The sequence below is a fragment of the Rubneribacter badeniensis genome, assembly GCF_002899695.1.
Lineage (GTDB): Bacteria > Actinomycetota > Coriobacteriia > Coriobacteriales > Eggerthellaceae > Rubneribacter > Rubneribacter badeniensis.
The window spans coordinates 1-11,081 of record NZ_PPEL01000096.1 but is presented as its reverse complement, the minus strand read 5'-3'; the positions used below and the strand labels follow the sequence as shown (position 1 = coordinate 11,081).

Sequence of the window (11,081 nt, the reverse complement as noted above, 5' to 3'; positions counted from 1 at the left end):
GAATTGGGGAGGGGGAGGGGAAGGGACGGTCTTTCGCCCGCAACCCCCTCCCGCGGGGCGCCGCCGGCGGCGCCCCTCACACCACCATCTTCGGAAACGCGAACTCGAAGCGCGCGCCTCCGGTGTCGGGATCGTTTCCGGCGCTCAGCGTGCCGCCCTGCGCGGTCGCAAGCGAGCGCGCGAGGGAAAGCCCGATGCCGAACCCCTCGGACCCCGCGCCGCGGTAGAAGCGCTCGAACAAATGCGGCAGATCCTCGGGCGCGATGCCCGGGCCCGTGTCCGTCACGAGAATCCGGAACGCCACGGCGTCCTCAAAGGCGCGCACGCACACGACGCCGCCGGAGGGCGTGTGCTCCATGCAGTTCTTCAGCACGTTGCCGAGCGCCTCGGCCGACCAGGCGGCGTCGCCTGTGAACGTCGCACCCGGCGCCACGCGCGTCTCCACGGCCACGCCGCGCAGGTCGAGCGCGCCTTCGAGCGGAGCCAGCGCCTCGCGCACGAGCCGCCGCGCGTCCACGGCCGACGCTTGCACGCGGATGGCGCCGGCGTCGACCTTCGCCAGCTTGAGGAGCGCCGTCACGAGCCAGCCCACGCGCTCGACAAGACCCTCCAGTTCGCGCAGGGCGCGAAAGCGCTCGGCGTCGTCGCGCGCCGCCTCGATGGCTGCGACGGTCAGCCCGATGGCCGTGAGCGGCGTGCGTATCTGATGGGACACGTCTGCCAGCGCGTCGGCGAGCGCCTGCTTCTCCCGTCCCAGGCGCTCGTTGGCGCCCGCAAGCGCCGCCGTCATCTTCGCCAGCTCGTTTTTGAGGACGGCCAGGTCCCCTTCGCGGTAGTCCGAGAAGTCGATGCGCCGCCCTCCGTGCAAGACCTCGTCCACCTCCTCGGCCAACCGCGCGATCTCGCGATGCCGCCGCGCCGAGAACGCCCAGAACAGCGCACACGACAGCGCGCCTGTGCCGAGCGCCCACGCTGCGGCGCCACCTCCTTCGACCGCGCAGGCGAGCGCGGCCGCCGCTGCGAGGACGCCCGCCATGAGCGCGAGCTCCCGGCGAAAGGCGCGATTCCTCAAAAGGCCCATGAGCGCCCCCTCACGCCTCGGCCGCGACGCCGGCCTTATAGCCCAGGCCCCGCACCGTGAGCACGAGCTTCGGATCGGACGGGTCGTCCTCGATCTTGTCGCGCAGACGCTTCACGTACACGTTGAGGGTGTTGTCGCCCACGTACTCCCCGGCGCTGTCCCAGATTGCGTTGCGCACGTGCTCGCGCGTGACGAGCCGCCCGCCGCTGTGCGCGAACAGCAGCAGAAGCCGGTACTCGAGCGCCGTGAGCGCCACCTCGCGCCCCGCCTTGCGCACGACGGCCGCCGACGGGTCGATCTCCACGTCGCCGAGCCGAAGCGGGCCGCTTGCCGGCCCTTGCGCGCGGCGCAGCGCGCAGCGGATGCGCGAGAGCAGCTCGCGGGCGCGGAAGGGCTTGGCGATGTAGTCGTCGGCCCCCATGTCGAGGCCCGCCACCGTGCTGTACTCGTCGTCGGAGGCGGTGAGGAAGATGACGGCGGGCGCGGGGTCGGCTCCTTTCGCCGCCGCGCACACCGCGAACCCGTTGCCCTGCGCAAGCGCCACGTCCACGAGCGCCAGATCGAAGCCCTCGGCGTCCAGAAGCGCCACCGCGTCGTCTTGGCGGCTCGCGTGACGCGTCTCGTAGCCCTCGCGGCGCAGCAGATCCGTCAGGCTGCCCACGATGGCCGCGTCGTCCTCCACGATGAGTATGCGCATGGCGCTCCTTCCCTCGGTTCGCCGACTATGGTAGCAGATCGGGGGTCGGGAGGGGCGGGGGGCGCTTCCGGAGGAGGGTCGCTCAAAGGCGGCGCCTGGCCGTCCGGTCGATCGCCTTGAGGGCGAGGCGGGCGAGCGCCGCGCCGAGCGCCGCGAAGCAGAGGTAGAAGATCAGGTTCCCCGCATCGGAGGCCCCGCCCACGTCGACGAGGGCGACCACGACGACGGCGAACAGCGCGGAGGCGGCGAACGCCGCAAGGCAGGCGGGCGCGAGCGGAAGGTGCTGCCACAGGGCGTTGGCCAGAAGGAAGCTCAGCGCCGCGAACGCGCCGAGGCGCGCGGGCAGCGCAAGGGCCCCGAAGGCGAGCGGGATGGCCGCGGCGCATGCCGCTGCGAGCAGCCAGCGCGCGGCCACGACGAACGCGCGCCCCGTCCGCGGGGGCGAGGGCCCGTCGCCATGCCGTCCGATGTCGCGCGCGTCGCTCATAAGGCCCCAGCGTAGCGCCCCTTCGCGCATGCGGGGCGTTCGGTTTCGGAGCGCAAGACGCCCGTCACCGCGTCGAATACCGGCCGCCATGCGCATGCTGCGGACGCGGCGATGGTATCATGGGCCCTGGCCGTCCGCGACCGGGTTCGGGGCGCAGACGGAAGGCTTCGGAAGGAGAGGGCATGGAGGCAGGGCGCATCCTCGTCGTGGAGGACGATCCGGACATCAACGCGCTTTTGGCGCGCATCGCGACGCGCGAAGGGTTCGAGGCGGTTTCGGCCTTCTCGGGCACCGAAGCGCTTCTGCGCATGGAGCGCGCGCCGTTCGACCTCGTCCTGCTCGACATGATGCTGCCGGGCATGGACGGGCCGGCGATCATCGGGCGCATGCGCGAAGCGGGCGCCCGCACGCCCGTCGTGGTGGTGTCGGCGAAGGCGGGAGCCTCCGACAAGGTGGCCGCGCTCAAGCTGGGCGCCGACGACTACGTGACGAAGCCCTTCGACCCCGACGAGGTGGCTGCGCGGATCCATGCGGTGCTCAGGCGCGCGCAGGGCGCTCCGGTGCCGTTGGGCGCGGACGTCGGCGACGAGGTGCTTTCCCATCGGGGCCTGCGCCTCGACGCCGCGCGCCGCCGCGTGACGCTCGACGGCGTCGAGGTGGCCCTGACCGTCCGCGAGTTCGACATACTCCACGTGCTCATGCGCGCGCCCGACCGCGTGTTCTCGCGCGAGCGCCTCTACGAGCTGGTGTGGAGGTGCGGCTACTACGGCGAGGAGAACGCCGTCAACGTGCACGTGAGCAACATCCGCAAGAAGCTTTCGGCCGCCGGCGCGCAGGACGAGTACGTGAAGACCGTCTGGGGCATCGGATTCAAGCTGGCATGAGCGCACCGGCCCCTTCTCTGAACGCGGGACGGCCGACCCGCAGCGGGGCCTTCGCGCCGGGGCCGCCCGCCCCATGGCGCGCTCCTTGCGCGGGACGGGCGCACGGTGGGGCATGCGGCGCGCCTTCGCCCTGCAAGGGCCGCTTCCGACATGCACCGGAGCCGATGCTTCGGGAACGGATGCGTCTTTAGGCTTTCCTTACGCTTTCTTGAGGACTTATTTCAGGCGCGTCGGCTATCGTTGTTCCCGCAACGTCCGAATCGAAGGAGGGATCGAGCATGTCCTCCGGCATGTTCGATCCCTTGCTGGAAGCGGGGCTCGCCCCCGCAGTGCGCGACGCGGCGTTCGCCGAAAGCGCTGCGCGAGAGAAAGGAGGCGCTTTCCCATGGAGGCGGTCATCGAGACGAGGGGCCTGAAGAAGCGCTACGGCGCTGTCGCCGCCCTCGACGGCGTGAGCCTCGCGGTGCGCCGCGGGGCGGTGCTCGGGGTTGTGGGCGACAACGGAGCGGGCAAGTCCACCCTGTTCAAGGTCTTGTGCGGCCTGGCGTTTCCCACGCGAGGGGAGGTGCGGCTGTTCGGCGAGCATGACGCGCGCGCCCTCGAGCGCCAGCGCTCGCGCATCGGCGCGCTGATCGAGCAGCCCGGATTCTACCCTCGCCTGAGCGTGGAGAAGAACCTGGAATGCTGCCGCATCCGAAAAGGCGTGCCGGGGGCGGGCAGGACGGACGCGCTTTTGGAGACGGTGGGGCTGGCGCAGGCGGCGAAGCGGCGCGCGAAGGATCTGTCCGTGGGCATGAAACAGCGCCTCGGGCTGGCGATGGCCCTCATGGGCGAGCCGGAGGCGCTCGTTTTGGACGAGCCGACAAGCGGCCTCGACCCGAGCGGCATCGCGGAGGTGCGCGCCCTGCTCGCGCGCCTCAACCGCGAGCGGGGCGTCACCGTGGTGGTGTCGAGCCATCACCTCGCCGAGCTCGAGCACGTGGCGACCGAATACGCGTTTTTGCGGCGAGGCCGCCTGATCGAGCAGGTGAGCGCCGAGACGCTGCGTGCGCGATGCGCCGATTGCATCGACATCGCCGTGTCCGATCCCGCGCGCTACGCCGTGCTGCTCGAAGGGGAGTGCGCGCGCGAGCGATACCAGGTGCTGCCCGACGGCGCGGTGCGCATCCTCGACCCGCGGCTTCCCATCGAGGCATACAGCGGCCTTGCGAGCGCGCACGGCCTGGACATCTTCCGGCTCGAGCGGCGGCAGACGACGCTCGAGCAGTACTATTTCGAACTGAAGGAGAAAGGGGGCGCATGATGCTGAACTATGCGAGAAGCGAGTGGTACCGCATCACGCGCGGCTGCGAGTTCTACGCGTTCACCGGCGTGCTGTGCGGCCTCGGCCTGGCGGCCAACCTGCTGTTGTTCGGCGTGGGCTCGTCCGATCCGGACTTCCCGTACGCGACCGTGCGGTTCTCGCTGAGCAACGTCATCTGCGCGCCGAGCCTTTCGTTTTTCGTGGCCGGGCTGCTCGTGTGGAACCTGTTCTCCGACGAGGGCAAGGACGGCACGTTCAAGAACGCCGTTTCGCACGGCCTGTCGCGGCGCGACCTGTTCTTGGGCAAATGCCTCGTGTCCACGGCGTTGGGGCTGATCTGCCTGGCGGCGTTTCTGGTCGTGTTCGTCGGCAGCGCGCTTGCGCTCTTGGAGGGGCCGGGGCTCGAGGCGACGGGCTACCTGCTCCAAGGCATCGGCGCGGCCCTGCCGTTCACCGTCGCCTGCGCCGTGCTCGCCGTGGCCGTGTGCGCGACGCTGCCGACGTCGTGGGCGGGTTTCGTCGCGTGGGGCGCGGTGGTCTTCTTCGTCCCCATGCTGTTGGACAACATCGGGCGCTTCCTCGAGCCGGTAGCCGCCCTGGCCGCCTGGATGCCCGCGAACTTCTTCTCGAGCGGGGTGCTCATCAACCAGAGCGGCGCTGCCGAATTCCTGTGGAGCACCCCCTGGGGCTTGGCGAAGTGCCTTGTCACGGGATTCGCGGGCATCGCGGCGTTCGGCGCCTGGGGCCTGTGGCGCGCGGAGAAGACGGAGCTGTGACGGAAGGGAGGAGGCGCAGGTGGAGGCGATGCTTGCGGGGCTTTTTGCCCTCGCGCTCTCGGCGGCGGCGCTTCTCGCCGTCCGTCTCAAGCTGCTCAAGCGATCGATCCGGCAGGCGAGCGCCGAGCTCGCCGAGATCGCGGAGCGCATCGAGGGCAACCGCACGGCGAGGCTGCCGCAGCCCTGCGCCGAGCTGGAGGAGCTTCTCGACGCCGTCAACCGGGTGCTCGAGGCCGAGCAAGAGCGGCGAGCGGCGTGCGCACGGCAAGAGGATCGGTTGAAGTCCCAGGTGGAAAGCTTGAGCCACGACCTCAGGACGCCGCTCACCGCCATGGTTGGCTACCTGGCGCTCATGGACGGGGAATCGCTCGACGACGAGGCGCGCGCTTCGCTCGCCACCGTCCGGCGCAAGACCGCCGCGCTGCAGCGCCTCGTCGCGCAGTTCTACGAGCTGTCGCAGGCGCGCAGCGCAGATGCGCGCCTTGAAATCGGGGAGGTGGACGTCTGCCGCGCCGTGCGCGAGGCGATCTCCGAGCGCCACCGCCTCCTGTCCGACCGCGGCTTGGACGTGCGGGTCGATCTTCCCGCGCATCCGCTCTTCGCGCTGGCCGACCCGTCCGCGCTCGAACGCGTTCTGGAGAACCTGCTGGGCAACGCCGGCGCCTACGCGAAGGGGTCGTTCGAGGCGTCTGCGTTCGAGCGGGAGGACGGGCGGGTGGTCGTGGAGCTGGCCAACGACGCAGACGAGCTTTCGGAAGGCGAGCTGGAGCGGCTGTTCGAGCCGTTCTTCACGGCAGACGCCGCGCGCGGGAACGAGAGCTCGGGGCTGGGGTTGGCCATCGCGCGCTCGCTCTCCGAGCTCATGGGCGCCTCGCTCGACGCGACGGCCCAGAACCGCGGCGGCGCGTTCTGGCTGCGCTTCGAGCTCGCGCTGGAGCCCGCCCGAAACAGGCAGGGGTAGACGGGCTCGAAACGGCCCTCGGGGCTCAATGAGGGCTTCAGGGCCCGCCGATCCCAGCTGGCGAGGTTCGTCGTCCCGATTGGCGAGAAACAGCCGATTTCGGAAACTTCCGTCCGATTCTGCCGCACTCCGGCTTGCAAAGCACCTGGTCGTACGGCCCTGCGTTCCACCGGGCCTCCGACAGCGCACGAGACGCAGGGTTTTCCAACTTCGGCGCTTATCGCCACCCATGATGCGCGTCCAAGCGCAGCCTCGTCCACCACGCCGTGCGTAAGCGGCTCTCCTGTTGGGAGAAGCAGCCCGTTTGCGGCTATTTCCGCACGTTCATGGCGCGCATGGCGTTCAGGATGGCGATCACAGCCACGCCCACGTCGGCGAACACGGCCAGCCACATGTTCGCGATGCCGACGGCGGCCAGCACCAGCACGAGGAACTTCACGCCGAGGGCGAACACGATGTTCTGCCACACGATGCCCATGGTCTTGCGGGCGATGCCGATGGCCCGCGCGATGTTCGACGGCTTGTCGTCCATGAGCACGACGTCGGCCGCCTCGATGGCCGCGTCCGAGCCCATCGCGCCCATGGCGATGCCGATGTCGGCGCGCGTGAGCACCGGAGCGTCGTTGATGCCGTCGCCCACGAAGGCCAGCTTGCCCTTCCCGGTGCCGTGCGCATGCGTCTCCTCGAGCAGCTTCTCCACTTCGGCGACCTTGTCCTGCGGCAGCAGCTGCGCGCGGAACTCGTCGATGCCCAGCTCCTTCGCCACGGCGGCGGCCACGTCGGCGCGATCGCCCGTGAGCATGACAGTCTTCTTCACGCCTGCGGCCCGCAGCGCGGCGATGGCCTCGACGGCGTCGGGCTTGATGACGTCGGCGATGACGATGTGGCCGATGTACTCGCCGTCAAGCGACACGTGGAGGATGGTGCCGGTGAGCTCGCACTCGTGGCAGCCCACGCCGCACGCGCTCATGAGCTTGTCGTTGCCCACGAGCACCACGTGCTCGTCGATGCGCGCGCGCACGCCGTGGCCGCTCTGCTCCTGCACGTCGTCGATGCGCTGCTGGTCGATGGGCCCCGAGTAGGCCGCGCGCACCGAGAGCGCGATGGGATGGTTCGAGTACGCCTCCGCGTGCGCCGCGATGGAGAGCAGACGGTCGGGGTCGATGTCGGCCTCCGGATGGATGGCCACCACGTTGAACGAGCCGTCCGTGAGCGTGCCCGTCTTGTCGAACACGACGGTCTCCGCGGCCGCGAGCGTCTCGAGGTAGTTGCTGCCCTTCACGAGGATGCCGAGGCGCGAGGCGCCGCCGATGCCGCCGAAGAACGACAGCGGCACGCTGATGACGAGGGCGCAGGGGCACGACACCACGAGGAAGATGAGGCCGCGCTGCACCCAGTCCGACCAGCCGCCGCCAAGCAGCAGGGGCGGCACGACGGCCAGCAGCACCGCGATGCCCACGACGGCCGGCGTGTAGTAGCGGGCGAAACGGGTGATGAAGTTCTCGGTCTTGGCCTTCTTCTCGGCCGCGTTCTCCACGAGCTCGAGGATGCGCGACACGGTGGACTCGTGATAAGGCTTCGTCACGCGCACGGTGATGAGGCCGGTCATGTTGACGCAGCCCGAGATGATCTCGTCGCCCTCGCGCACCTCGCGCGGCACCGACTCGCCCGTGAGGGCCGCCGTGTCGAGCTGCGAGGTCCCGGCGATCACGACGCCGTCGAGCGGCACGCGCTCGCCTGCTTTCACCACGATCTCGTCGCCCACGGCAACCTCGTAGGGGTCCACCTGCACGAGCTCGCCGTCGCGCTCCACGTTGGCGAAATCGGGCGCGATGTCCATCATGTCGGCGATGGATTTCCGGCTCTTGCCTACGGCGTAGCTTTGGAACAGTTCGCCCACCTGGTAGAACAGCATGACGGCGGCACCTTCGGCCATATGCGGATCGCTGTCGGGGAACAGCACGAGCGCGAACGCGCCGATGGTGGCCACCGTCATGAGGAAGTTCTCGTCGAACACCTGGCCGTGGCCGATGTTCTTCGCTGCGCGCAGCAGCACGTCGTAGCCGGCGATGAGGTAGGGGACGAGGAAGAGCGCGAACTCCACCCACAGCGCGGCCGTCTCGCTGCCGAGCCACGTGGCGAGCGGCAACAGCTCGGCGATCACGTAGACGACGACGAACAGCGCGATGGCGAGGAGGATGCGATTCCTCGTACGTTTCTGCTTCTTATTCATGGTCTCCAACCTTGGAATCGGGGAGGGGAGGGCGCGCGCCGGCCCGCGGATGTTTCATGTGAAACATCCGTTCGTGTGACGAGCGGTTCCCCTCGGAGTTTGAAATGGTTAGCGCAAAATGACGCAGTCGGGCTCGATCTTCCGGCATACGCGCTCGGCCTCGTCGAGCACGGCGTCGAAGCGGTCGTCGTCGGCCTCGAGCACGAGCTTCTGCGTCATGAAGCTGACCGTGGCGCTTTTCACGCCGTCGATGTTCTTGATGGCGTTCTCCATCTTCGCGGCGCAGTTCGCGCAATCGAGGTCCTGGAGTTTGAAAGCCTTGCGCATGGTGTAGTCCTTTCGTAGTCCGGTGTCATCCAGGGCTGCGGTAGCCGGATGGGCTACTCGCAGATGTGAGTCATGCCCTGGGCGAGCATGGTGTATACGTGGTCGTCCGACAGCGAGTAGATAACGTTCTTGCCGTCGCGCTGGAACTTCACGAGGCGGGCTTGCTTGAGCGTGCGCAGCTGGTGCGATACGGCGCTCTGCGTGGCGCCGATGAGCTCGGCGAGGTCGGCGACGCACAGCTCACGCGCCATGAGCGCATACAGAATCTTGATGCGCGTCGTGTCGCCGAACACCTTGAACAGGTCGGCGAGGTCGTAGAGCAGCTCCTCGTCAGGCAGACTCTCGGGCGGTTGGTCGAGGGAGAAGTGCCCGGCGTCGCCGCATGCGCAGCCGTGGTCGTGCGCGCTCGCCGCGGGCACCTCCTTGCCTTCTTGATTCTCCATGGTCGCTCTTTCCTCTTAACATATGAACAACTGTTCATAAGTATAAGAACGAACGGTGCGCTGTCAAGGGTCAAAGAGAGGTTTTCCGCAACTTTGATCCTGCGGAGGTTGGAGGTCGGAAGAAGGGGCTTCGTGGACGTCGCTCGTTCAATCCCGCCGCCTCCGCTGCGGCGCGCTTCGCTCCTTTCGACGATCCGGACGAGGAAGCCTGACGAGGCGGGGCGCGGTGGCGACGAAACCGAAAGCGGACGCTTGGCGACGCGGGATGCATCGTCGATGCTCGCGAGAGAGATCGCTTTGCGAGACGGGAGCCGCGGTCGAAGATGCGGGATGCGGGCGCCGACACACCTCGGGGCTCAGGCGGGGAAGCGCGTCTGCCGCGGAGACGGCGGGCGAAAGGGCGGCCGTTGGCACCCGGCAGCATCCGGCAACGCCCGCGAAGTCGCTCGCTCGTTTTTCGAACCGATGTTTCACGTGAAACATCGGTTCGCTTCCGATAATCGATGTCAAGAAGGGGAGAGGGCCGTAGGTTCGAGGTCGTCGCAGTTCAGGCGAGGCGATCCGAGCTCTGCGAGGTGCGGACGTCGCCGATGCCCGCCTCCTTGCGCGAAGCACGCCATAGCGCGAGGACCGCGCGCCCGAACCCTGTCGGCAACGCTCCATGCGCAAGAAGCGCGCCGCCCATCTCGTTCGGGCCAAGCTCTGAAGCCCCAATCCGCTGCGTCTGCCTTGAAGTCGGTGGGGCTGCGGGAAACGAGCCGAGCGACGCGTGCGCGACGATGCGGCGCGCGACGGGAGATTTTCCCATTTGTTGGAAATACAACAGAAGAAAGGGGAGGCCGGATGGTACCCTCGTAGAAGGACGAGAGGCGACCGCCTCGAGGCGGTCTGCGGGCCGCGCGCGGTGGACGCGCACCGACGACGAGAAATCCGCGCACGAGGCGTCTTGCAAGCAACCTGCGACCCCCGGGAGGAAACGCGCATGATACGAACCGTCATCGAGATCGACGAGGAAGCCTGCACCGGCTGCGGCCTGTGCGTCTCGGCCTGCCACGAAGGGGCCATCGGCCTCGTCGGCGGCAAGGCGCGCCTTTTGCGCGACGACTTCTGCGACGGGCTGGGGGACTGCCTCCCCGCGTGCCCGACAGGCGCCATCTCGTTCGTCGAGCGGGAGGCCGCGGCTTACGACGAGGAGGCCGTGCGCGCGGCGCAGGCTGCGGCGTCCGCGCATTCGGGCGGCTGCCCCGGCGCGCTCTCGCGCTTCTTCGGCCACCGAGCCGCCGACCCGATCCAGCGCCACGACGGCGCCGCGCGCCAAGGCGGCGGCGAGGACGCGGAGGGGAGCCTGCCGTCCTGCTTGGCCCAGTGGCCGGTGGAGATCAAGCTCGTGCCCGTGCGCGCGCCGTACTTCGACCGCGCCGACGTCCTCGTGGCCGCCGACTGCACGGCGTTCGCCTATGCCGACTTCCATCGGCGCTTCATGCGCGGGAAGGTGACGCTCGTCGGCTGCCCGAAGCTCGACGGTGTCGACTACGCCGACAAGCTCGCCGACATCCTCGCGGCCAACGACGTGGCCTCGATCACGGTCGCACGTATGGAGGTTCCTTGCTGCGGAGGCCTCGAGCGCGCCGTCCTCTCTGCCGTCGAGCGCTGCGGCAAGGCCGTCCCCGTCGAGGTGGCCGTCATCTCCACGCGCGGCGAGCTGCTCGAGCGCCGCTGAGACGCCCGCCCGCTTGCGCTTCGCGCGCCAGGGCGGGCCTTTCCGCAAGGGCCATCGCCGCGTGCTTGCGCGGAAGAGCAGGCACAAATGTTCCACGTGAAACATCCGTTCTTCTGCCTGCCTGACGCGGGGGGTTCGGGATGCCCCGAACCCCCCGAACCCCCCGAAC

11 protein-coding genes are annotated in these 11,081 nt (G+C 69.0%); 5 read left to right on the top strand and 6 right to left on the bottom strand.

All coding sequences use genetic code 11. The annotated features are described in order from the left end of the window. Positions 1-76: 76 nt before the first annotated feature. From C2L80_RS11830 to C2L80_RS11820, 3 genes are all read right to left on the bottom strand, one after another. Positions 77-1,081 carry a sensor histidine kinase gene (locus tag C2L80_RS11830; RefSeq protein ID WP_103263268.1) on the bottom strand — a complete coding sequence of 335 codons (1,005 nt, stop codon included), beginning with the start codon at positions 1,079-1,081 and terminating at the stop codon, positions 77-79. Positions 1,082-1,091: 10 nt separating this feature from the next. Next, positions 1,092-1,778: a response regulator transcription factor gene (locus C2L80_RS11825; protein WP_103263267.1), complete on the bottom strand. Its 687-nt coding sequence runs from the start codon at positions 1,776-1,778 to the stop codon at positions 1,092-1,094. An 82-nt stretch (positions 1,779-1,860) separates the two neighbouring features. Next, positions 1,861-2,295, bottom strand: coding sequence for a hypothetical protein (locus tag C2L80_RS11820; RefSeq protein WP_129589957.1), 435 nt, complete (start codon positions 2,293-2,295; stop codon positions 1,861-1,863). A 152-nt stretch (positions 2,296-2,447) separates the two neighbouring features. Here C2L80_RS11820 and C2L80_RS11815 point away from each other — a divergent pair, with 152 nt between their 5' ends. From C2L80_RS11815 to C2L80_RS11800, 4 genes are all read left to right on the top strand, one after another. Further along, complete coding sequence (locus C2L80_RS11815) at positions 2,448-3,149, top strand: response regulator transcription factor (RefSeq protein ID WP_103263265.1); 702 nt, start codon at positions 2,448-2,450, stop codon at positions 3,147-3,149. A 385-nt stretch (positions 3,150-3,534) separates the two neighbouring features. Then, positions 3,535-4,452 (top strand): ABC transporter ATP-binding protein, encoded by a 918-nt coding sequence (locus C2L80_RS11810; RefSeq protein ID WP_103263264.1) that lies wholly within the window; start codon positions 3,535-3,537, stop codon positions 4,450-4,452. Continuing rightward, on the top strand, positions 4,449-5,228 hold the full coding sequence (locus tag C2L80_RS11805) for an ABC transporter permease (RefSeq protein WP_092196912.1): 780 nt from the start codon (positions 4,449-4,451) through the stop codon (positions 5,226-5,228). Before C2L80_RS11810 ends, C2L80_RS11805 begins: the two co-directional genes overlap by 4 nt. A 28-nt stretch (positions 5,229-5,256) precedes the next feature. Then, complete coding sequence (locus C2L80_RS11800) at positions 5,257-6,189, top strand: sensor histidine kinase (RefSeq protein WP_224759144.1); 933 nt, start codon at positions 5,257-5,259, stop codon at positions 6,187-6,189. 310 nt (positions 6,190-6,499) lie between these two features. Here C2L80_RS11800 and C2L80_RS11795 read toward each other — a convergent pair whose 3' ends face one another. The 3 genes from C2L80_RS11795 to C2L80_RS11785 form a co-directional block, all read right to left on the bottom strand. After that, positions 6,500-8,422 (bottom strand): heavy metal translocating P-type ATPase, encoded by a 1,923-nt coding sequence (locus tag C2L80_RS11795; RefSeq protein ID WP_087198509.1) that lies wholly within the window; start codon positions 8,420-8,422, stop codon positions 6,500-6,502. A 108-nt stretch (positions 8,423-8,530) separates the two neighbouring features. Beyond that, positions 8,531-8,749, bottom strand: a complete 219-nt coding sequence (locus C2L80_RS11790; RefSeq protein ID WP_087198508.1) for a cation transporter — start codon at positions 8,747-8,749, stop codon at positions 8,531-8,533. A gap of 53 nt (positions 8,750-8,802) precedes the next feature. Further along, on the bottom strand, positions 8,803-9,192 hold the full coding sequence (locus C2L80_RS11785; RefSeq protein ID WP_171899920.1) for an ArsR/SmtB family transcription factor: 390 nt from the start codon (positions 9,190-9,192) through the stop codon (positions 8,803-8,805). Between the two features lie 982 nt (positions 9,193-10,174). On the opposite strand from C2L80_RS11785, the gene C2L80_RS11780 reads away from it, so the two are divergent. Beyond that, positions 10,175-10,912, top strand: coding sequence for an ATP-binding protein (locus tag C2L80_RS11780; protein WP_087198507.1), 738 nt, complete (start codon positions 10,175-10,177; stop codon positions 10,910-10,912). Positions 10,913-11,081: the final 169 nt, after the last annotated feature.

Bases quoted from the DNA above. Each gene is read 5' to 3' on its own strand.
- C2L80_RS11805 (WP_092196912.1), top strand. From the start codon at position 4,449: ATGATGCTGAACTATGCGAGAAGCGAGTGGTACCGCATCACGCGCGGC.
- C2L80_RS11780 (WP_087198507.1), top strand. From the start codon at position 10,175: ATGATACGAACCGTCATCGAGATCGACGAGGAAGCCTGCACCGGCTGC.
- C2L80_RS11825 (WP_103263267.1), bottom strand. From the start codon at position 1,778: ATGCGCATACTCATCGTGGAGGACGACGCGGCCATCGTGGGCAGCCTG.
- C2L80_RS11795 (WP_087198509.1), bottom strand. From the start codon at position 8,422: ATGAATAAGAAGCAGAAACGTACGAGGAATCGCATCCTCCTCGCCATC.
- C2L80_RS11810 (WP_103263264.1), top strand. From the start codon at position 3,535: ATGGAGGCGGTCATCGAGACGAGGGGCCTGAAGAAGCGCTACGGCGCT.
- C2L80_RS11800 (WP_224759144.1), top strand. From the start codon at position 5,257: ATGCTTGCGGGGCTTTTTGCCCTCGCGCTCTCGGCGGCGGCGCTTCTC.
- C2L80_RS11785 (WP_171899920.1), bottom strand. From the start codon at position 9,192: ATGGAGAATCAAGAAGGCAAGGAGGTGCCCGCGGCGAGCGCGCACGAC.
- C2L80_RS11820 (WP_129589957.1), bottom strand. From the start codon at position 2,295: ATGCGCGAAGGGGCGCTACGCTGGGGCCTTATGAGCGACGCGCGCGAC.
- C2L80_RS11830 (WP_103263268.1), bottom strand. From the start codon at position 1,081: ATGGGCCTTTTGAGGAATCGCGCCTTTCGCCGGGAGCTCGCGCTCATG.
- C2L80_RS11815 (WP_103263265.1), top strand. From the start codon at position 2,448: ATGGAGGCAGGGCGCATCCTCGTCGTGGAGGACGATCCGGACATCAAC.
- C2L80_RS11790 (WP_087198508.1), bottom strand. From the start codon at position 8,749: ATGCGCAAGGCTTTCAAACTCCAGGACCTCGATTGCGCGAACTGCGCC.